The organism is Lutimaribacter pacificus, from assembly GCF_900142185.1.
GTDB lineage: Bacteria > Pseudomonadota > Alphaproteobacteria > Rhodobacterales > Rhodobacteraceae > Lutimaribacter > Lutimaribacter pacificus.
Window position 1 is genome coordinate 526,708 of record NZ_FQZZ01000001.1, and the last position, 19,944, is coordinate 546,651.

Consider the following 19,944-nt stretch of genomic DNA (forward strand, 5'->3'; position numbering starts at 1 on the left):
GCAATGCACGTGGGGCACATCATATCGGGGGCGGGCCATATCGGCCTGATCGGCTGGATTCTGTTCGGCGGGGCCTTCGCGCCCGCGCCGGAACCGTTCGAGGTGACCGAGGTGGCGATGATCTCGGGTGCCGAGTTCGACGCGCTGCTGCGCGGGCAGGAGCCGCCCGAAACCGCCACGCAGGTGGCGCTGCCCACCCCGCCCGACAGCGACGAGGCGCCCGCACCGGCCCCGGCGCGGCCCGAGCCGCGCCCGACGCCGCCCGCGCCCGACGTGACCGAGGCGCCGCCGCCCGATCCCGCGCCCTCGGTGCCCGAACCGGCCCCGGCGGACCCCGCCGAGGTGCAGGACGAGGTGACCGAGATCGCCCCGCCGCTGCAGGAGCAGGCGGTGCTCGCGCCCGACCTGTCCGACCGCCCCGTCCCGCGCGAGGCACCGCGCGTCGCGCCCGAGCCCGTCGCCCCGCCGCCGCCCGACGCGCAGGTGGACGACGTGGTGCGCGAAGAGGCCACGCCGCAGGAAAGCCCCGACACCCCCAGCGAGGAACAGGAGGCCACCGCCCCCGAAGAGGCCACGACCGAGATCGTGACCGAGGCCGAGGAAAAGCCCGCCGCCGCGCCCTTGCGCTCGGTCCGCCCGCGCCCGCGCCCCGACCGGCCCGCGCCGCAGGAGCAGACCCGGACCGCTGCCGCGCCCGCGCCCACGCCCGACCGGGCCGAGACATCGAGCGCGGTGGAAAACGCGCTGGCCGAGGCGCTGGGCAATGCGCAGGCCACGGGCACATCGACCGCACCCTCCGGCCCGCCGATGACCGCCGGGGAACGCGACGCGCTGCGCGTGGGCGTGCAACGCTGCTGGAACGTGGGCTCGCTGTCGTCGGACGCGCTGGGCACGACCGTCGTGGTGCGCGTCGACATGAACGAGGACGCGACGCCGGCCACCGGCTCGATCCGGCTGGTCAGCCATTCCGGCGGCACCGAGGCCTCGGCGCGGCAGGCGTTCGAGACCGCCCGGCGCGCGATCATCCGCTGCGGCGCGAACGGTTTCGACCTGCCGCGCGAGAAATACGGCCAGTGGCGCGAAATCGAAATGACCTTCGATCCCAGCAACATGAGGATCAAATGAGCGGCTGTGTCCGGGCATATCGCACCCCGCGGGATGCGGGGTGGCCGTGTTTCGCCGACGGAACGGCCGGATCGTGCTGTATGATTGAAACCAGGTTCAATCCGGGGAAAAAGAGGATCACATGATGATGCGTTACCTGACCCTCCTTGCGGCGCTGTGGCTTTGGGCCGCACCGGCGCCCGTTCTGGCCCAGGGCGGCCCGCTTCGGATCACCATCGACGAGGGGGTGATCGAACCCCTGCCATTCGCCGCGCCGGAATTCGTGGCCGAGAACGCGGCCGCCGCGCAGTTGGCGGCCGATATCGCCCGGGTGGTCGCCGCCGACCTGACCGGGACGGGGCTGTTCCGCGAGATATCGAAGGATGCCTTCATCAGCCAGATCACCAGCTTTGCCAGCCCCGTGCAGTTCGCCGACTGGCGCGCGATCAATGCGCAGGCGCTGATCACCGGCGCGGTCAGCGCGGGCAGCGACGGGCGGGTGACGGTCAAGTTCCGCCTTTACGACGTGTTCGCCGGGCAGGAGCTGGGATCGGGGCTGCAGTTCGACGGCACGCAGAACGGCTGGCGGCGGATGGCGCACAAGGTGGCCGACGCGGTCTATTCCCGCATCACCGGCGAGGCGCCCTATTTCGACAGCCGCGTGGTCTATGTCGCCGAGACCGGCCCCAAGGGCGACCGCCGGAAACGGCTGGCGGTGATGGATTACGACGGCGCCAACGTGCAATACCTGACCGACAGCAGCTCGATCGTGCTGGCGCCGCGGTTTTCGCCCACCGGCGACCGCATCCTTTATACCGGCTACGAGACCGGGTTTCCCAAGATCTACCTGCTGGACGTGGCCAGCGTGGGCCGGCGCGTGCTGGAGAACCAGCCCGGCACCATGAGCTTCAGCCCGCGGTTTTCGCCCGACGGGCAGCATGTCGTCTATTCGCTGACGCAGGGCGGCAATACCGATATCTACATGATGTCGCTGGCGGGTGGCACGCCGCAGCGGCTGACCAGCGCGCCCTCGATCGAGACCGCGCCCAGCTTCAGCCCGGACGGCACGCAGATCGTGTTCGAATCCGACCGTTCGGGCACCCAGCAGCTTTACGTGATGCCCACCGGCGGCGGAGAGCCGCGCCGCATCAGCTTCGGGCCGGGGCGCTATGGCACGCCGGTCTGGTCGCCGCGCGGCGACCTGATCGCCTTTACCAAGCAGTCCAAGGGCCGGTTCCATATCGGCGTGATGCGCACCGACGGGTCCGAGGAACGCCTGCTGACCGCCTCCTTCCTGGACGAGGGCCCGACCTGGGCGCCCAACGGCCGGGTGATCATGTTCACCCGCGAAACCCAGGGCGCGGGCGGCGAGGCGTCGCTGTATTCGGTGGATATCACGGGGCGGAACCTGAAACGCGTGCGTACCGAGGGCGGGGCGAGCGACCCGTCATGGTCGCCGTTGCAGAAATAGACGGATGCCGGAGGCGTGAGCGCGCTGCCGATTCCCATATCCGCGCGCCTGTGCTAGAAAAGGGGCAGGCAAGAACAACGATGACCGACAAACACAAGCGGGAACCCAAAATGACCTATCTTACACGGGCAGTGATGCTGACCTCGGTGCTGGCACTGGCGGCCTGCACCAATCCGGGCCGTTTCAGCGGCGGCAATGACGGCGCCCTTGGCGCCGGTGCCGGCTCTGGCGCGATCGTGCCGGGATCGGCGAACGATCCGGCCTCGCCGGCCTATTTCCAGCAGACGGTGGGCGATCGTGTCCTGTTTGCCGTCGACCAGTCGACCCTGTCGTCGCAGGCGCAGGCGGTGCTGGACGGGCAGGCGCAATGGCTGATGCAGAACACCGACTACACCGCCGTGATCGAAGGCCACGCAGACGAGCAGGGCACGCGGGAATACAACCTTGCCCTTGGCGCGCGTCGCGCCAACGCGGTGCAGGAATACCTGGTGTCGCGCGGTGTCGCGGGCAGCCGGCTGCGGGTGGTGAGCTATGGCAAGGAGCGCCCGATCGAGCTGTGTTCGGACGAGGCATGCTATGCCAAGAACCGCCGCGCGGTGACCGTGCTGGCCGCCGGGATGACGAGCTGACCGGGATCGGCAAAGCCAAGGGGGTGGGAATGCGCAAGCTTGTTTTCGCCGGGATGCTGGCCGTGATGGCGTGGCCGCTGGCCGGTCACGCGCAGCAGGCCGAGACGCTGGCCGATATCCGGCAGGAGATGACGGTTCTCTATGTCGAGATTCAGAAGCTGAAACGCGAGCTGTCCACCTCGGGCGCGCCGGGCGGCGTGGCGCAGGGCGGTTCCAGCCTGGAGCGTATCGACGCCATCGAGGCCGAGCTGCAGCGCCTGACCTCGAAAACCGAGGAGCTGGAGTTTCGCATCAACCAGGTGGTGACGGATGGCACCAACCGGATCGGCGACCTGGAGTTCCGCCTGTGCGAGCTGGAAAGCGATTGCGATATCGGCAAGCTGGGCGACACCCCGACGCTGGGCGGGGTCGAGCTGCCCTCGGCCCCCGCCGCGCCCGCGCCGGGGCCGCAGGCGCCCGGCAGCGAGGGGCCGCAGCTTGCCGTGGGCGAGCAGGCGGATTTCGACGCGGCACGCGCGGCGCTGGACGCGGGCGAGTACCAGAATGCCGCCGACCTCTTCGCGCGCTTCGCCGAGACCTATCCGGGCGGGCCGATGACCGCCGAGGCGCATCTGCGCCGCGGTGAGGCGCTGGCCCGGATGGGCGAGGACACGCAGGCGGCGCGCGCCTATCTCGAGGCGTTCAGCAGCGATCAGGACGGGGCTTTTGCCCCGCAGGCGCTGTATTCGCTGGGCGAAAAGCTGGGTGAGCTGGGCCAGACGCAGGAGGCCTGCGTGACGCTGGCCGAGGTGGGCGTGCGGTTCCCGCAGGCCGAGGCCGTCCAGCAGGCCGAACAGGCACGGGCGAGGATCGGCTGCCAGTGACATCCCTGCCCGATAGGGTCGGCGCACGGATCGAGGCGCTGATCGGGCCCGACCCGGTCACCGGGCTGGGGGTGGCGGTGTCGGGCGGCAGTGATTCCCTTGCGCTGATGTTTTGCGCGGCGGATTGGGCCGCCGGCCGGGATATCCCGTTCCGTGCCGTGACGATCGACCACGGCCTGCGCGCCGAGGCCGCCCGCGAGGCGGCCGAGGTGGCCGGTATCGCCGGGGCGCGCGGCATTGCCCACGATATCCTGCCCTGGACCGGCTGGAACGGGCAGGGCAACCTGCAGGACCAGGCGCGGCAGGCGCGCTTTGCGCTGATCGGCGACTGGGCGCAACGGGCCGGGATCGGCCATGTCGCGCTGGGCCACACCGCCGACGACCAGGCCGAAACCCTGCTGATGCGGCTGGCACGCGGCGCGGGCGTCGACGGGCTGTCGGCGATCCCGGGGCGGCGGCTGGTGCAGGGCGTCACCTTTCTGCGGCCGCTGCTCGACATCGCCCGCGCCGACCTGCGCGACTGGTTGCAGGGGCAGGGGCAGGGCTGGATCGACGACCCGTCCAACGACGACACCCGTTTCGACCGGGTCAAGGCGCGGCACGCGCTGGAGGTTCTGGCCCCGCTGGGCATCGGGCGCGCGCAGCTTGCGGTGGTGGCACAGAACATGGCCGAGGCCCGCAAGGCATTGAACTGGTATGTTTATCTGGCCGCGCGCGACATTGCCCGGCTGGATGCGGGGGACGTGGTGATCGGGCGCGCGGGCTTTCGCGCGCTGCCCGACGAGATCCAGCGCCGGATGCTGGCATATGCGCTGTGCTGGATCGGCGGTGCGCCCTATCCGCCGCGCCGCCGCCCGCTGGCGGCGCTGGTGGCCGATGCGCTGGACGGTGCGGGCGCCACGCTGCACGGCTGCCGCCTGCTGCCGGGGGGCGACGAGATCCGCCTGACGCGGGAATACCGGGCGGTGGCCGGTCTCCGGGCGCCGGTGGGGGCGCTCTGGGACGGGCGCTGGCGCTTTGTCGGGCCGGTCGGCGACGGCGGGCTGGAGATTGCCGCGCTGGGCGAGGAGGGGCTGGCACAATGCCCCGACTGGCGCGCAACCGGGCTGCCGCGCGCCTCGCTTCTGGCCTGTCCCGCGGTCTGGGAGGGCGATCGCGTGCTTGCCGCGCCGCTGGCGGGGCTGGGCAACGGGTGGCGGCAGGTTCTCGCCCGCGACGAAGAGGAATTCTTTGCCGCACTGATGATGCGCTGATTACGCATTGAAGTACCGGCGCTGATCTCTATCTTAGGTATGTGGGGCACGCGCATCGACGCGGGCCAAAGAATTTGTGGGAGATTTTCCTTGGGCAACGCGAGAAACATCGCCTTCTGGGTGGTCCTGTTCCTGCTGATCCTGGCGCTTTTCAACCTGTTCAGCGGAACGGGCGGCACGATGCAAAGCACCACGGTCAGCTATTCGGAATTCGTCCAGAGGGTCGAGAACGAAGAGGTGAGCCGCGTCACGCTGGACGGTGAGCGCGTGCGCTTTCGCGGCGAGGATGGCACCGATTACACCACGATCAAGCCCGAAGATGCCGAGATCACCCAGCTTCTGATCGACCAGGGCATTCCGGTCAGCGCCGAAAGCCAGGAACAGAGCGGGTTCCAGTCCTTTATCCTGTCGCTGCTGCCCTTCGTGCTGCTGGTGGGGATCTGGATCTATTTCATGAACCGGATGCAGGGCGGCGGCCGCGGCGGGGCCATGGGGTTCGGCAAGAGCCGCGCCAAGCTGCTGACCGAAAAGCACGGGCGCGTCACCTTCGACGACGTGGCCGGCATCGACGAGGCCAAGGACGAATTGCAGGAGATCGTGGAATTCCTGCGCAACCCGCAGAAATTCTCGCGCCTGGGCGGCAAGATCCCCAAGGGCGCGCTGCTGGTGGGCCCTCCGGGCACCGGTAAGACGCTGCTGGCGCGCGCCATCGCGGGCGAGGCGGGCGTGCCGTTCTTCACCATCTCGGGCTCGGATTTCGTGGAAATGTTCGTCGGCGTCGGCGCCAGCCGCGTGCGCGACATGTTCGAACAGGCGAAAAAGAACGCGCCCTGCATCGTCTTCATCGACGAGATCGACGCCGTGGGCCGGCACCGTGGCGCGGGCTATGGCGGCGGCAACGACGAGCGCGAACAGACGCTGAACCAGCTTCTTGTGGAAATGGACGGGTTCGAGGCGAACGAGGGTGTGATCATCATCGCCGCCACCAACCGCAAGGATGTGCTGGACCCCGCGCTGCTGCGTCCGGGCCGGTTCGACCGGCAGGTGACCGTGCCCAACCCCGATATCAAGGGCCGCGAAAAGATCCTGGGCGTTCACGCCCGCAAGACGCCGCTGGGCCCGGATGTGGATCTGCGCATCATCGCGCGCGGCACGCCCGGTTTCTCGGGTGCCGACCTGGCGAACCTGGTGAACGAGGCCGCGCTGATGGCTGCGCGCGTCGGTCGCCGCTTCGTCACGATGGAGGATTTCGAGCAGGCCAAGGACAAGGTGATGATGGGGGCCGAGCGCCGCTCGATGGTGCTGACGCCCGAGCAGAAGGAAAAGACCGCCTATCACGAGGCCGGTCACGCCGTTGTCGGGCTGGCCCTGCCGAAATGCGACCCGGTCTACAAGGCCACGATCATCCCGCGCGGCGGCGCGCTGGGCATGGTGGTCAGCCTGCCCGAGATGGACCGCCTGAACTGGCACAAGTCGGAATGCGAGCAGAAGCTGGCGATGACGATGGCCGGCAAGGCGGCCGAGATCATCAAATACGGCGCCGACGAGGTGTCGAACGGCCCGGCGGGCGATATCCAGCAGGCCAGCCAGCTTGCGCGCGCGATGGTGCTGCGCTGGGGCATGTCCGACAAGGTCGGCAATATCGACTATGCCGAGGCGCATGAGGGCTATTCCGGCCAGACGCCCGGTTTCTCGGTCTCGGCCCATACCAAGGAGCTGATCGAGGAAGAGGTCAAACGCTTCATCCAGGAGGCCTATGACAAGGCGTTCGAGATCCTGAGCGAGCGCCGGGAGGAATGGGAACGGCTGGCCGAAGGGCTGCTGGAATACGAGACCCTGACCGGCGAGGAAATCAAGCGGGTCATGCGTGGCGAGCCGCCGCAGGCGGGCGCCGACGAGGACGAGCCCGAGGACAAGGGCAACGCACCCTCGGTCACCGCGATCCCCAAGACCAAGCCCAAGGCCAAGCCCTCGGGCGGGATGGAGCCCGAGCCGACCTGATGGCGGCAGGACCACAGAAAGACTGGGATCCCGGGGCCTATGGCAGGTTCCGGGATCTGCGTTTCCGCCCGGCGCTGGACCTGTTCCAGGCGCTGCCCGACCTGCCAGCGGGCGACGTGATCGACCTGGGCTGTGGCGACGGGGTGGCGGCGGGGCTGCTGGGGCGGCTCGGGCGCGGGCTGACCGGCGTCGATGCCTCGCCGGCGATGCTTGGGCGGGCCCGCGCGGCGGGTGGCTATGACCGGCTGATCGAGGCCGATATCGCCAGTTGGGCCCCCGAAAACGGGCCTGCGCTGATCTACTCCAACGCGGTGCTGCACTGGGTAAAGGACCACGAGGCGTTGTTGCCGCGTCTGGCGGACATGCTGGTGCCCGGCGGCGTGCTGGCGGTGCAGGTGCCGCACCAGAACAACGCGCCCAGCCACCGCGTCTGGCTGAGCCTTGTGGACGAGATGTTCCCCGGCGCCCATGACACCGCAAGCGGCCCCGGCGTGCTGCTGCCGGCGGATTACCACCGCATCCTGTCGCCGCTGGGCCGGCTGAGCCTGTGGGAAACCGAATATTACCAGACCCTGCCGGCCGAAGGCGACGGCCACCCGGTGCGGCGCTTTACCGAGGCGACATTCGCCCGGCCGGTCCTGGCCTCGCTTGCGCCGGACGACCGGGCCCGCCTGATCGCCGCCTACGAGGCGGTGATGGACAAGGCCTATCCGCGCGGGCGGGACGGCACGGTGCTGTTCCCGTTCCGGCGGCTGTTCTTTACCCTGCAGGTCTGATCCGCGCGCGCGATGGCGCGGGCCACGAATGGTCATTTGATCCCGCGCGCGGGCCGGGGCAAAGTGGCGGCGTCCACGGAACGGAGACCGCCATGCCCGCCCTTATACCTACCGATTTCTCTGCCACCGTCACCTGGCTGGGCGTGGTCGAAAGCGATGACCGCACCGCGCTGATCGCCACGCCGCGCGACGCGCTGGAGCTGCGTTTCGAGGGGCTGGCGGGCTCGGTCCATGGCGGGCGCGTCCGGGCGTCCTGCAGCCGGGTCGTGGCGCAGCATCCCAGGGGCACGCCGATCGCGAACGAACGGCAGTTGTCGATCCTGTCCGAGGAAGAGCTGGCGCGGGTCGCCACGGAAATGGGGCTGGACGCGCTCGACCCCGCGCGGCTGGGCGCGTCGATCGTCATGCGCGGCTTGCCCGACCTCAGCCTGCTGCCGCCCTCGTCGCGGTTGCAGGGGCCGGACGGGGCGACGCTGGTGGTGGATATGCAGAACCGCCCCTGCCACCTGCCCGCGCGCAGCATCGAAACGGTCGAGCCGAGCAAGGGCAGGCTGTTCAAGCGGGCGGCCGACGGGCGGCGCGGCGTCACCGCCTGGGTGCAGCGCGAGGGGCGGATCGCGCTTGGCGATACCCTGCGCCTGCATATCCCCGACCAGCCCGCATGGCCGCACCTGGAGGCCGCGCGCGGGTGCTGATGCGCGCCCGCGATTTCCAAAAAGAAACACCGGCACGGTTTCCCGCCGCAACAAGCGCCGGAAATGTCGGAATTGCCGCTTTGCGTCAGCGGTGCATTCTTTATCACGGCACTTGAACGCAGGGCGCGCGGCGCGCCACACCCAGGGAAGGCATCCATGAGCTATAAATCCGACATCGAAATTGCCCGCGAAGCCAAGAAGAAGCCGATCCAGGAGATCGGCGCCCGGCTCGACATTCCCTCAGACCACCTGCTGCCCTATGGCCATGACAAGGCCAAGGTCAGCCAGGAGTTCATCAACTCGGTGCAGGGCAACGAGGACGGCAAGCTGATCCTCGTCACCGCCATCAACCCCACGCCCGCGGGCGAGGGCAAGACCACCACCACCGTGGGGCTGGGCGACGGGCTGAACCGGATCGGCAAGCGCGCGGCGATCTGCATCCGTGAGGCCAGCCTCGGCCCGTGTTTCGGGATGAAGGGCGGGGCCGCCGGCGGCGGTTACGCGCAGGTCGTGCCGATGGAAGAGATGAACCTGCATTTCACCGGCGATTTCCACGCCATCACCAGCGCCCATAACCTGCTGTCGGCGATGATCGACAACCACGTCTACTGGGGCAACGAGCTGGCCATAGACGAGCGCCGCGTGGTCTGGCGCCGGGTGCTGGACATGAACGACCGTGCGCTGCGCGACATCGTTACCAGTCTTGGCGGCGTGGCCAACGGTTTCCCGCGCCAGACCGGGTTCGACATCACCGTGGCCTCCGAGGTGATGGCGATCCTGTGCCTTGCCTCCGACCTCGACGACCTGCAGCACCGGCTGGGCGACATCATCGTGGCCTATACCCGCGACAAGCAGCCGATCACCTGCCGCGACATCAAGGCCGACGGCGCGATGACCGTGCTGCTGAAGGACGCGATGCAGCCGAACCTCGTGCAGACGCTGGAAAACAACCCCGCCTTCGTGCATGGCGGCCCGTTCGCCAATATCGCGCATGGCTGCAATTCGGTCATTGCCACGAAAACGGCGCTGAAACTGGCCGATTACGTGGTGACCGAGGCCGGGTTCGGCGCCGATCTGGGGGCCGAGAAGTTCATGAACATCAAGTGCCGCAAGGCCGGTATCGCGCCGTCGGCCGTGGTGGTGGTGGCCACGGTGCGCGCGATGAAGATGAACGGCGGCGTGGCCAAGGCCGATCTCGGGGTGGAAAATGTCGAGGCGGTGCAAAAAGGCTGCCCGAACCTTGGCCGGCATATCGAGAACGTCAAGCAGTTCGGCGTGCCGGTGGTGGTGGCGATCAACCATTTCGTCACCGACACGGAGGCCGAGATACAGGCGGTGCAGGACTACGTGACCGCGCAGGGATCGGAGGCGATCCTGTGCCAGCACTGGGCCAGGGGCTCGGAAGGGACCGAGGCGCTGGCCACCCGCGTGGCCGAGATCGCCGACAAGGGCGAGGGCAATTTCGCGCCGCTTTACGGCGACGACATGGGCCTGCTGGAAAAGGTCGAAACCATCGCCAAGCGCATCTACCGTGCCGACGAGGTGCTGGCCGATCAGAAGATCCGTAACCAGCTGAAGGAATGGGAAGAGGCCGGATACGGCAAGCTGCCGGTCTGCATGGCCAAGACCCAGTATTCCTTTACCACCGACCCCAACCGCCGCGGCGCGCCCACCGGCCATTCGGTGCCGATACGCGAGGTGCGCCTGTCGGCGGGGGCGGGTTTCGTGGTGGTGATCTGCGGCGAGATCATGACCATGCCCGGCCTGCCGCGCCAGCCCGCGGCGCAGGCGATCCACCTGAACGAACAGGGCGAGATCGAAGGGCTGTTCTGACCGGAACAGGCGGGCCGGGCGAGGCATCGGGCCCCGCCCGGCCCGGTCGCCGCCGGGCGGCTCCTGCCTCCGGCGGGAGTATTTTGGGAACGATGAAAGGCCGGGGCTTGCCCCGGGGGCGGGGATCGGTCATCACCCGCGCAAACCCGACCGAAGGAGCGATAGCGGATGTCTGCAACACTCATCGACGGAAAGGCCTTTGCGGCCACGGTGCGCGAAAAGGTGGCGGCCCATGTGGCGCGGCTGAAATCGGATCACGGGATCACGCCCGGTCTTGCCGTGGTGCTGGTGGGCGAGGACCCGGCCAGCCAGGTCTATGTCCGCTCCAAGGGCAGGCAGACCGTCGAGGCGGGGATGAACTCCTACGAGCACAAGCTGGATGCGGGCACGTCGGAGGCCGATCTTCTGGGCTTGATAGATCGCCTGAACAATGACCCGGATGTGCATGGAATCCTTGTGCAATTGCCGCTACCGAAACACCTGGACGAAGGTCTGGTGACCAACGCGATCGACCCGGCCAAGGATGTGGACGGGTTCCATATCTCGAATGTCGGGCTGCTGGGCACGGGGCAGAAAAGCATGGTGCCCTGCACGCCGCTGGGCTGCCTGATGATGCTGCGCGCCCATCACGGCGATCTGTCGGGGATGGAGGCGGTGGTGATCGGACGGTCGAACATCGTGGGCAAGCCGATGGCGCAGCTTTTGCTGGGCGACAGCTGCACGGTGACGATCGCGCATTCGCGCACCCGCGACCTGCCCGGCGTGGTGCGCCGCGCCGATATCGTTGTGGCCGCCGTGGGCCGGCCGCAAATGGTGCAGGGCGACTGGATCAGGCCCGGCGCCACGGTGATCGACGTGGGCATCAACCGTATCGACGCGCCGGAAAAGGGCGTGAACGAGGATGGCAGCGTCAGGACCCGGCTGGTCGGCGATTGCGATTTCGAAAGCTGTGCGGCGGTCGCGGGTGCGATCACCCCGGTGCCGGGCGGGGTGGGGCCGATGACCATCGCCTGCCTGCTGGCCAATACCGTCACCGCCTGTTGCCGCGCCGCCGGCCTGCCCGAGCCCGAGGGGCTGACCGCCTGATCCGGCCGCCGGGTCACATATGACGAGGATTTGTTCATCTTCCCCTTGCATGGCGGTGGTGCTTTTCATACCCACGTTGAGGTGAGAACGCACTGTTTCGTATATCGGGACGTTCTATTGTGTCTCGTGGGGTACATGCATTGGCAGGTTACGGTCTGAGCACGATCCGGTCGGGGATGACCCATCCGATTACGCTTGTCGTATGTACTGCCATCTCGCTGATCGCGGCGATGTCGGGCCCGTTCGGCACGATCGACAGCATGAGCCTTGGCAACCGCCTGATCTATTGGACGGCGGTGAGTTTCGGGACGACGCTGGTGGCCTATGCGGTGCGCGTGATCACCGCCCGCCATGTGCCGAAGGACCGGCCCTTCCTGTTCGAAGCGACCGCCACCGTCCTGATGGTGCTGGTCTGCACGCCCTATGTGGCGGCGCTGACACGGGCGCTCGATACGGAGCGCTGCGTGGCGCAGGGCTGTTTCGGCAGTATCGGATTTTACGTCGCGCTGGTCACGATCCTGATTTTCGTCGTGCGGCGGGTGATTCCCGGTTTCGAGGAATTCGTGTTCTTCGCGCGCGACGAATACGGGGACATGCGCCTTGTCACGCGCAGCCCGGTGCGCCCCGAAAGGGCCGGAAACATCCTGCGCCCGCGGCTCTACCGGCGGTTGCCCAAGGGCGAGACGGGCGATGTTCTGCACATCACCGCCAATGGCCATTTCGTCACGATCACGCTGACCGACGGGGCGCACACGATCCGTATGCGCTTCAGCGACGCGGTAACCGAGATGGACGCGGTCGAGGGGTTTTGCACCCACCGCTCGCACTGGGTGGCGCGCAGCGCGGTGACGGGGCATGGCCGCGTCGACGGCAAGCCGGTGCTGTTCCTGATCAACGGGATGGAGGTGCCGGTCAGCCGGACCTATCGCCCGGGGCTGGAAGAGGCGGGGCTGATCCCGCCGCAGGTCTAGCGCGGCATCGGCATCGGGCGCGGCGTGGGGCCGGTAAGCACGGCCAGCGCCTCGGGGCGCATCAGCCGGTCCAGCACGGTATCCGAGCTGCGCAGACCCCCGGTATAGGTGCCATAGGCGGGCAGGATCACGCGGTCGCCGTCGACCAGGAAACAGGGGCGGCTGATCGTGCGCAGGCGGGTGCGGATCGCGGCCTTGGGGTGGTAGTGGCCCGAGACCTCGCCGCTTTGGGCCGGGTCGGCGATGTGGCGAAAACAAAGCGGCGGCAGCGGCAGTTCCGCCAGATGCGTGCCGCCCAGATCGACGGGGCCGGGATCGTGGTTGCCCTCGATCCAGATCCAGCGGCGCCCGGCCTGCAGGCGGGCGATCCACAGCCGGTCGGCCTCGTCCAGCCCGTGCGCTGCGGCGGTGTCGTCGAAACTGTCGCCGAGGCAGATCACGGTCGTTGGCTGGAAGGCCGCGATATCCGTTTGCAGCCGGATCAGCGTGTCGCGGGTTTCATAGGGCGGCAGCGGGGCGCCGCCGCGCCGGGCGAAGCGTTCGGATTTGCCAAGATGCAGGTCCGAGATGCACAACAATCGCCGGTCCGGCCACCACAGCGCGCCCGAGCCGAGCGCCAGCAGCGTCTGGCCGGCAAGGGTGAAGGGATAGCCGCTGGAAGGGGCGGGGGCCTGCATTGCGGATCTCGGTCCTTTCGGTTGCGGCAACATCGGGGAAATCGGCCGGGCTGGCAAGGGCGCGGGCCGGTCAGGCCAGCCCGGCTTTTGCCAGCAGGCGTTCGGTTTCCTCGGCCAGCAATCGCTCTTGTCCTGCGCCCTGCACCGGCACCCGGCCGGGTTCCAGAAACAGCGGGGCGGACAGCGGCGACAGCCGGTCGAGCCGCACGTGGTCGATCCGCCCCCCGATGCGGTCCAGCATGTCCTCGATCCGGCCGAAATCGACCAGCCCGCGCATCGCCTCGTCGCGGGTGATGCGCAGCAGCAGGTGGCCGGGGTCGTATTTCGCCAGCGTGTCGTAAAGGATGTCCGATGAAAACGTGGCCTGCCGCCCCGATTTGCGCTGGCCCTGGAAACTGCGCTGGATCAGCCCGGCGATGGTGGCCGAGGCGCGAAAGGTGCGTTTCATCACCGCGTTGCCGGCCAGCCATGTCTCCAGCCCCGCGCGCAGGGCGGTGCGGTCGAACAGCGGCGCGGGATCGGTGACGCGTTCCAGCCCCCAGATCAGCGTCGCGTAATCGGTGGCGACAAAGCCCAGCGGGTCCAGCGCCATCTCCTCCATCCGCTTGGTCAGGATCAGGCCCAGCGTGGCCTGCGCGTTCCGGCCCGCGAAACCATAGGCGCAAAGGTGTTCGCGCCCCTCATGCGGGAAGGTTTCGATCAGCAGCCGCCCGGCCTGCGGCAGGCGCGAGATATCGCGCTGCAACGCCAGCCAGTCGGCGGTGTGGGCAGGCAGTTGGGGCCAGTCGCCTTGCGCGAACATCGCAAGGATGCGCTGGCTGAGCTGGGTGGAGGTGGCGAATTTCGTGCCGCTGAACACCGCCACTTTGGGCTCGCGCCCGGCGTTGCGGCTGACCTCGACCGTCATTTCGCGCAAGGATTCATAGCGCACCACGCGCCCGCCCATCAGGAAGGTGTCGCCGGGCGTGAGCGAGGCGGCAAACCCCTCTTCGACCTCGCCCAGCGGTGCGCCGCCGCGCCCCTTCATGCGCACCTTGAGCAGGTCGCTGTCCTGGATCGTGCCGATATTCTGCCGGATCAGTGCGGCGCTGCGCGGGTCGCGCAACTGCCATTGGCCGTCGGGGCGGCGTTGCAGCCGTTGCCATCGGTCATAGGCGCGCAGCGCGTAGCCGCCGGTGGCGCAGAAATCCAGGCAGGCGTCGAAATCGCCGCGCGGCAGACCGGCATAGGCGCCCGCGGCGGTGACCTCGGCATAAAGCGCGTCGGCATCGAACGGGCCGGCGCAGGCGGTGATCAGGATATGCTGGCACAGCACGTCCAGCGGGCCGGGACCGCGCGGTTCGCCGTCCAGATCGCGCGCTTTCGCCGCTTCGAGCGCGGCGACGCATTCCACCACCTCGAACCGGTTGGCGGGCACCAGCAGCGCCCTGGACGGCGCGTTGTAGCGGTGATTGGCCCGCCCGATACGCTGGATCAGGCGCTTGACGTTCTTGGGCGCGCCGACCTGGATCACAAGGTCCACATCGCCCCAGTCGATCCCGAGGTCGAGGCTGCCGGTGCAGACGATGGCGCGCAATTCGCCCGCGACCATCGCCTGTTCGACCTTTTCGCGCTGCCCCCGCGAGAGCGAGCCGTGATGGATGCCGACGGGCAGCCCCTCGTCATTCTGCAGCCAGAGCTTGTGAAAGAAGATCTCGGCCTGCGCGCGGGTGTTGTGAAAGATCAGCGTGGTCTTGTGGCGCCTGACCTGCTCCAGCACCGCGGGGATGGCATAGCCCGCGCCGCCGCCCGCCCAGGGTGGGGCCTGATCGGTTTGCAGCATGGAAATATCGGGATCGGGGCCGGGATCGGCCATGACGATATCGCAGGGGTCGGGGTGGCGGGCCAGCAGCCGGGCGATGGCGGCGGGGTCGTCCACCGTGGCCGACAGGCCCACGCGCCGCAGGCCGGGGGCAAGCGATTGCACGCGGGCCAGCGCCAGCATCAGCTGATCGCCGCGCTTGCTGTCGGCCAGGGCGTGAATCTCGTCGACGATGATACGTTGCAGCCCGGCGAATATGCGCGGCGCGTCCTCGTAACTGATCAGCAGGGCCAGCGATTCCGGCGTGGTCAGCAGGATATGCGGCGGGTCGGCGCGCTGGCGGCGCCGGGCGGTATAAGAGGTGTCGCCGGTGCGGTCCTCGATACGGATGGGCAGGCCCATCTCGGCGACCGGGCCGGTCAGGTTGCGCTTGATATCGGCGGCCAGCGCCTTGAGCGGGCTGACATAGATCGTGTGCAGGCCGCTATGGGGCGCGCTGGCCAGTTCGGCCAGCGTGGGCAGGAACCCCGCCATCGTCTTGCCGCCGCCGGTGGGGGCGATCAGCAGCGTCGCGGGATCGGCGGCGCGCGCCAGCATCTGCCGCTGGTGCGGGTGGATCGCCCAGTCCCGGGCGGAGAACCAGCGTTCGATCTGATCGGGCAAGTCGCGCATGGGGCAGGTGTAGCGCGGAATGCGGCAGGGGGGAACAGGGCGGGAACATCACGATTGCGCGCAACGCATGGCAGCCATCCCGCCGGAAACGGCGGGGCGCATCGTTCAAAAAGGCAAATACCAATCGCAGATGGAGCGCAGGTGATGAAAACGATCCGAAAATTCGCCACCCCCCTGACGATGGGGGCATTCCTGTTGTCGGCCGTGACCGGGGTGTTGATGTTCTTCCACCTCGATACCGGGCTGAACAAGGCCGCGCATGAATGGCTGAGCTGGGCGATGGTGGTGGGTGTCGCGCTGCATATCGGCGTCAATTACCGTGCCTTTACCCTGTATCTGAAGCGGCCGCTTGCGGTGGGCATCGTCGGCGTGTTCGCGGCGTTGCTGGCGGTGTCCTTCCTGCCGCTGGGCGGAACCGGCGGCAGCCCGATGGCCGCGATCATGCAGGGGTTGGGGCAGGCGCCGGTCGAGCGTGTCATCGCGTTGACGGGCGAGGATACGGGCGCGGGCCTGGCGCGGCTGGACGCGATCGGCATTGCGGCCGAACCCGGGCAGACCATCGCCGCGCTGGCCGGCGGCGACCGGGCGCAGCAGGCCGCGATCCTGTCGGCGATCCTTTCGGGTCAGTAACAAAAGGCCCGCGTCTTGCAGAAACGCAAGGCGCGGGCCCGTTTTCCGGCGAGCAGACCGGATTATTTCACGATATGTTCATCCTTGACGAACATGTTGCCCCAGGCGCGGTCGATCAGATCCGGGGTCATCTGGTAGGGGATGCCCTCGAAATTGCAGATCGAAATCATCTGGTCGATCAGAAAGATCGGCTGGTAGTTCGCATAGACATTGTTGATGGTCGGGTATTTCTTCTTGAGCAGGTGCACCAGCGCGGGCTCGTTCAGGGGAATCCCCTTTTTCTTGGCGACCATGGCAAAGATTTTCAGGAAGTTTTCCTGGTTCGGCCCGTCGATCTTGATCTTGTAGAAGATCCGGCGCAGCGCCGCCTGGTCGAAGATCTCGTTCGGGTGGAAGTTGGTGGAAAAGATCACCAGCGTGTCGAACGGCACCTCGAACTTCTCGCCCGATTGCAGGGCGAGGATGTCCTTGTTCTCTTCCAGCGGGACGATCCAGCGGTTGACCAGGCTTTGCGGCGGTTCGGCCTGGCGGCCAAGGTCGTCGACGATGAAGATGCCGCCGGTGGATTTCAGCTGCAAGGGCGCCTGATAGGTGCGCGCGGTGGGGTTGTAGACAAGGTCCAGCATGTCGAGCGACAATTCGCCCCCGGTGATCACCGTGGGACGTTCGCATTTGACATAGCGGGTGTCATAGCTGCGGCGCACGCGCAGCGAATTGGGATCGTCCTCTTCGGTTTCGGCGGCGGAATGCACGATCGGGTCGTAGACGGTGATGACCTGACCGGCATATTCTATGGCGCGGGGCACAAAGATCTTGTCGCCCATCGCGTCGCGGATGCCGTTGGAAATACTGGATTTACCGTTGCCCGGGGGGCCATACATCAGGATCGAGCGTCCGGCACTGACCGCAGGGCCGAGATTGTCGAGCAGGCTGTCGGGCAGCACCAGGTGGCCCATCGCGTCGGTCAGTTGCTTGCGCGTGATCTGGATGTTGCGGATCGACTGGCGCTTGACCTGTTCGCGGTAGACATCCAGCGGCACCGGCATCGGCCCGAAATATTCCGACTGGCTGAGCGCGTCGAGCGTGCGCGCCTTGCCGGCATCGGTCAGCTGGAACGCCATCTCGTTTCCGGCGGCATTGGCGTTCAGCGTGCCCGTCGCCTCAAGCAGGTTCTGGCCGCGGGCGATGTCGATCAGTTCCTGCGTCACCGCGCGGGGCAGGCAGATGGCGCGCGCCACGTCGCCGACCATGTCCAGGTTCTTGCGGAACATGGTTTTCAACAGGATGTCGCGCATCATCACGGTGGACAGCTGCATTTCCTCGATCCGCTTGGGGACGGGCGGCGGCTGCACGCCGGAGGCGGGGGGCACTTGCATGTTCATGGGGCGGTGTCCTGCTCACTCCTGTCGGCGCCGCGGAGGGGCGCCGGTGTTGGGTTTGCGGAAAACGATGCCCGGTCAAGATGGCGAAAAGATGGAAAAACCTGTGCGCCTTGTTGGCCGTTCAGGCCGCCCCGAGCGCGAGATAGATCAGCAGCGTGCCCGACAGCGACAGCCCCATCGGGAATTTCCAGCCCGCCGACCAGCTTGCCCAGTCGGGCGCAAGGCGGCGCAGGCCGCTGTGCTTGGCCGCGCGGTGGGTGACGAAGGCGGCAAGCAGGTTGGCCATGAAGATGACGATCAGCACCTGCAGGTCGGCAGCCCAGAGATAGGGGCCGGCGGCGGCCACGAACTTGGCATCGCCCGCCCCGGCAAGGCCGGCGGCATTCACCACGATGCCCGCCGCCAGCAGGATCGGCATATGCGTCAGCTGCCAGCCATAGTCGGACAGCGGCATCAGGAACGGCCCGGCCACCACGAAGAGGCCGAACAGCGTATAGACCGCGACGTTGCGGATGCGCATGGCGCGCAGGTCGGTATAGGCGACCCAGGCACAGACCGGGGCCGCCAGGAGCAGAAGAACCAGCGCGGCGATATCGGGGATGGCCATCCCGCGCGACAGCGCGGCGATCAGGGCGCCCAGATCCATCCGGGATCAGCCGTCTTCCAGCGCCCGGAGCGAGCGCACCGCCGCCTCGAAATGCTGCGGGTGGGTTTCGACCGCCTCGCGCAGCAGCGTCTTGCCGGTGGCGACGTCGCCCTGCTTGACCGCGCTCAGCCCCAGCGTGTGCAGCAGTTGCGCGCGCTCGACCTGGTCCATCGGCACGACGGGCAGGGTGTATTTGCGCTGCGCGCCACGGGCCAGGACCATGTTGTTCTTGGCGGTGAAAAGCGTGCTGTCATGCTCCAGCGCCTCGCCGAACAGGCGCTCGGCCTCGTCATACTCGCCGCGCGTCAGCTTGGAATAGCCCCAGTTGTTCAGCACGCCGCCCGGGCGCGTCGTCAGGCCCACGGCGATTTCGTAGAAACTGTCGGCCTTCTTCCACTCCTTGTTGCTGTCGGCGATCATCGCCTCGAGCCGGTAGCGTTTGAAGGTCTCGTAGGTGGGCGGCACCTTGTCGAGCGTTTCCTCGGCCTCTTTCCACTGGCCGGCGCGGATATAGGCATCGGCCAGGTCGATCTCGTCATCCTGGGTGGAATCGGCATGCTTGTTTACCTTTTCCCACGCGGTGACCGCTTCGGTGTTGCGCCGGGCCCGCACCAGCGAGCTGGCAAGCCCGCGCTGCAGGTCGATGCGTTCGGGCTTGTCGCGCGTCGCGCGGGCGAAATAGGACACCGCCTCGTTGGGGTCGGCCACGGTCAGCATGATGTCGCTGAGGTTGCTTTCGTCGATGACGTCCACATCCTGAAAGGCGCGATCGACCTTGTCCTTGTCGATGCGCTGTTCGCAGGCGGACAGGCCGAACGCCCCGGCGACGCACAGGGAAATAAGGATAGGGTGGCGCATGTTTTGCGTCCTTGTACTGCTCTTGCCTCTTACGGCACGCGGCGGATCACGTAATCGCTGCTCCCGCGGCGCACCAGTTTGTAATCTTGTTCTTTTTCGTCACCATAGTCCTGTTTTTCGTTTTTTGCTATGGCCAAGCGTAAATTATCGCGGATTGAGTCACTTTCGCCATTGTCCAGCGCATAGGCCCGGCGCAGGACCTGTTCCGCCTCGGCGGTTTTGCCCTGTTCCATCAGCACGACGCCCAGGTTGTTCCAGGTTTCCGGGATCGCCTTGTCGGTTTCGATGGCCCGGCGCAGCAGCGTTTCGGCCTGTCCCAGCCGGCCCAGCCCCAGATTGGCGGTGCCCATGCCCGACAGCACGTCGACATCGCGCGTGCCCCGTTCCAGCGCGGCGCGGCTGTATGCTTCGAGCGCGAGTTCGTATTCGCCCGCCTGCATCAGGCGGTGGCCGACCAGCAGCCCGTCCACAGCCACGGCCCCCGGTCTGGCACCGGGGGCATAGGGGCCGCGCTGCGCGCCAAGGCCGCCCGTCGAACAGGCGGCCAGGGCAAGGGTTGCGGTCAGGGCGATCCCCAGGCGGATCGGTGTCATTCA

Annotated in this window: 18 protein-coding genes; 12 read left to right on the forward strand and 6 right to left on the reverse strand. The window is 67.6% G+C overall.

The window, feature by feature from the left end:
- The first annotated feature begins 3 nt into the window (after positions 1 to 3).
- The 11 genes from F3H87_RS02615 (at position 4) to F3H87_RS02665 (ending at position 12,682) form a co-directional block, all read left to right on the forward strand.
- On the forward strand, positions 4 to 1,125 hold the full coding sequence (locus F3H87_RS02615) for a cell envelope integrity protein TolA (RefSeq protein WP_149786589.1): 1,122 nt from the start codon (positions 4 to 6) through the stop codon (positions 1,123 to 1,125).
- Positions 1,126 to 1,249: 124 nt separating this feature from the next.
- Positions 1,250 to 2,575 carry a Tol-Pal system beta propeller repeat protein TolB gene (gene tolB, locus F3H87_RS02620; RefSeq protein WP_149787117.1) on the forward strand — a complete coding sequence of 442 codons (1,326 nt, stop codon included), beginning with the start codon at positions 1,250 to 1,252 and terminating at the stop codon, positions 2,573 to 2,575.
- A 110-nt stretch (positions 2,576 to 2,685) separates the two neighbouring features.
- Positions 2,686 to 3,204: a peptidoglycan-associated lipoprotein Pal gene (pal, locus tag F3H87_RS02625; RefSeq protein WP_149786588.1), complete on the forward strand. Its 519-nt coding sequence runs from the start codon at positions 2,686 to 2,688 to the stop codon at positions 3,202 to 3,204.
- 29 nt (positions 3,205 to 3,233) lie between these two features.
- Entirely contained in the window at positions 3,234 to 4,067 is an 834-nt protein-coding gene (gene ybgF / locus F3H87_RS02630; RefSeq protein ID WP_149786587.1) for a tol-pal system protein YbgF, read from the forward strand.
- On the forward strand, positions 4,064 to 5,320 hold the full coding sequence (gene tilS / locus F3H87_RS02635; protein ID WP_149786586.1) for a tRNA lysidine(34) synthetase TilS: 1,257 nt from the start codon (positions 4,064 to 4,066) through the stop codon (positions 5,318 to 5,320). Before ybgF ends, tilS begins: the two co-directional genes overlap by 4 nt.
- 90 nt (positions 5,321 to 5,410) lie before the next feature.
- Positions 5,411 to 7,321 carry an ATP-dependent zinc metalloprotease FtsH gene (gene ftsH, locus F3H87_RS02640; RefSeq protein WP_149786585.1) on the forward strand — a complete coding sequence of 637 codons (1,911 nt, stop codon included), beginning with the start codon at positions 5,411 to 5,413 and terminating at the stop codon, positions 7,319 to 7,321.
- Positions 7,321 to 8,097 (forward strand): methyltransferase domain-containing protein, encoded by a 777-nt coding sequence (locus F3H87_RS02645; protein ID WP_149786584.1) that lies wholly within the window; start codon positions 7,321 to 7,323, stop codon positions 8,095 to 8,097. The genes ftsH and F3H87_RS02645 overlap by 1 nt, the downstream gene beginning before the upstream one ends.
- Before the next feature lie 92 nt (positions 8,098 to 8,189).
- On the forward strand, positions 8,190 to 8,792 hold the full coding sequence (locus F3H87_RS02650; protein ID WP_149786583.1) for an MOSC domain-containing protein: 603 nt from the start codon (positions 8,190 to 8,192) through the stop codon (positions 8,790 to 8,792).
- Between the two features lie 156 nt (positions 8,793 to 8,948).
- Entirely contained in the window at positions 8,949 to 10,625 is a 1,677-nt protein-coding gene (locus F3H87_RS02655) for a formate--tetrahydrofolate ligase (protein ID WP_149786582.1), read from the forward strand.
- A 168-nt stretch (positions 10,626 to 10,793) separates the two neighbouring features.
- Positions 10,794 to 11,711: a bifunctional methylenetetrahydrofolate dehydrogenase/methenyltetrahydrofolate cyclohydrolase FolD gene (gene folD, locus F3H87_RS02660; protein ID WP_149786581.1), complete on the forward strand. Its 918-nt coding sequence runs from the start codon at positions 10,794 to 10,796 to the stop codon at positions 11,709 to 11,711.
- Positions 11,712 to 11,887: 176 nt separating this feature from the next.
- Positions 11,888 to 12,682: a LytTR family DNA-binding domain-containing protein gene (locus tag F3H87_RS02665; protein ID WP_149786580.1), complete on the forward strand. Its 795-nt coding sequence runs from the start codon at positions 11,888 to 11,890 to the stop codon at positions 12,680 to 12,682.
- Here the strand turns inward: F3H87_RS02665 and pdeM are convergent.
- Both pdeM and F3H87_RS02675 read right to left on the reverse strand, forming a co-directional pair.
- Entirely contained in the window at positions 12,679 to 13,359 is a 681-nt protein-coding gene (gene pdeM / locus F3H87_RS02670; protein ID WP_149786579.1) for a ligase-associated DNA damage response endonuclease PdeM, read from the reverse strand. The two genes, F3H87_RS02665 and pdeM, sit on opposite strands and share 4 nt — an antisense overlap.
- 70 nt (positions 13,360 to 13,429) lie before the next feature.
- Positions 13,430 to 15,832, reverse strand: a complete 2,403-nt coding sequence (locus F3H87_RS02675; protein WP_149786578.1) for a ligase-associated DNA damage response DEXH box helicase — start codon at positions 15,830 to 15,832, stop codon at positions 13,430 to 13,432.
- Between the two features lie 144 nt (positions 15,833 to 15,976).
- Here F3H87_RS02675 and F3H87_RS02680 point away from each other — a divergent pair, with 144 nt between their 5' ends.
- Positions 15,977 to 16,462, forward strand: a complete 486-nt coding sequence (locus F3H87_RS02680; RefSeq protein ID WP_149786577.1) for a DUF4405 domain-containing protein — start codon at positions 15,977 to 15,979, stop codon at positions 16,460 to 16,462.
- Between the two features lie 62 nt (positions 16,463 to 16,524).
- Here F3H87_RS02680 and F3H87_RS02685 read toward each other — a convergent pair whose 3' ends face one another.
- The 4 genes from F3H87_RS02685 to F3H87_RS02700 all read right to left on the reverse strand — a co-directional run bounded on the left by F3H87_RS02685 (position 16,525) and on the right by F3H87_RS02700 (position 19,941).
- Positions 16,525 to 17,844 carry a P-loop NTPase family protein gene (locus F3H87_RS02685; protein WP_149786576.1) on the reverse strand — a complete coding sequence of 440 codons (1,320 nt, stop codon included), beginning with the start codon at positions 17,842 to 17,844 and terminating at the stop codon, positions 16,525 to 16,527.
- 121 nt (positions 17,845 to 17,965) lie between these two features.
- Positions 17,966 to 18,490, reverse strand: coding sequence for a prepilin peptidase (locus F3H87_RS02690; protein ID WP_317511004.1), 525 nt, complete (start codon positions 18,488 to 18,490; stop codon positions 17,966 to 17,968).
- A 6-nt stretch (positions 18,491 to 18,496) separates the two neighbouring features.
- Positions 18,497 to 19,348, reverse strand: coding sequence for a tetratricopeptide repeat protein (locus F3H87_RS02695; protein ID WP_149786575.1), 852 nt, complete (start codon positions 19,346 to 19,348; stop codon positions 18,497 to 18,499).
- A gap of 29 nt (positions 19,349 to 19,377) precedes the next feature.
- Complete coding sequence (locus tag F3H87_RS02700; RefSeq protein WP_149786574.1) at positions 19,378 to 19,941, reverse strand: tetratricopeptide repeat protein; 564 nt, start codon at positions 19,939 to 19,941, stop codon at positions 19,378 to 19,380.
- Positions 19,942 to 19,944 lie beyond the last annotated feature (3 nt).

Bases quoted from the DNA above. Each gene is read 5' to 3' on its own strand.
- F3H87_RS02665 (WP_149786580.1), top strand. From the start codon at position 11,888: ATGACCCATCCGATTACGCTTGTCGTATGTACTGCCATCTCGCTGATC.
- F3H87_RS02655 (WP_149786582.1), top strand. From the start codon at position 8,949: ATGAGCTATAAATCCGACATCGAAATTGCCCGCGAAGCCAAGAAGAAG.
- F3H87_RS02615 (WP_149786589.1), top strand. From the start codon at position 4: ATGCACGTGGGGCACATCATATCGGGGGCGGGCCATATCGGCCTGATC.
- pal (WP_149786588.1), top strand. From the start codon at position 2,686: ATGACCTATCTTACACGGGCAGTGATGCTGACCTCGGTGCTGGCACTG.
- F3H87_RS02680 (WP_149786577.1), top strand. From the start codon at position 15,977: ATGAAAACGATCCGAAAATTCGCCACCCCCCTGACGATGGGGGCATTC.
- F3H87_RS02650 (WP_149786583.1), top strand. From the start codon at position 8,190: ATGCCCGCCCTTATACCTACCGATTTCTCTGCCACCGTCACCTGGCTG.
- folD (WP_149786581.1), top strand. From the start codon at position 10,794: ATGTCTGCAACACTCATCGACGGAAAGGCCTTTGCGGCCACGGTGCGC.
- F3H87_RS02695 (WP_149786575.1), bottom strand. From the start codon at position 19,348: ATGCGCCACCCTATCCTTATTTCCCTGTGCGTCGCCGGGGCGTTCGGC.
- F3H87_RS02675 (WP_149786578.1), bottom strand. From the start codon at position 15,832: ATGCGCGACTTGCCCGATCAGATCGAACGCTGGTTCTCCGCCCGGGAC.
- F3H87_RS02700 (WP_149786574.1), bottom strand. From the start codon at position 19,941: ATGACACCGATCCGCCTGGGGATCGCCCTGACCGCAACCCTTGCCCTG.
- pdeM (WP_149786579.1), bottom strand. From the start codon at position 13,359: ATGCAGGCCCCCGCCCCTTCCAGCGGCTATCCCTTCACCCTTGCCGGC.
- ybgF (WP_149786587.1), top strand. From the start codon at position 3,234: ATGCGCAAGCTTGTTTTCGCCGGGATGCTGGCCGTGATGGCGTGGCCG.
- tolB (WP_149787117.1), top strand. From the start codon at position 1,250: ATGATGCGTTACCTGACCCTCCTTGCGGCGCTGTGGCTTTGGGCCGCA.
- F3H87_RS02685 (WP_149786576.1), bottom strand. From the start codon at position 17,844: ATGAACATGCAAGTGCCCCCCGCCTCCGGCGTGCAGCCGCCGCCCGTC.
- F3H87_RS02645 (WP_149786584.1), top strand. From the start codon at position 7,321: ATGGCGGCAGGACCACAGAAAGACTGGGATCCCGGGGCCTATGGCAGG.
- F3H87_RS02690 (WP_317511004.1), bottom strand. From the start codon at position 18,490: ATGGATCTGGGCGCCCTGATCGCCGCGCTGTCGCGCGGGATGGCCATC.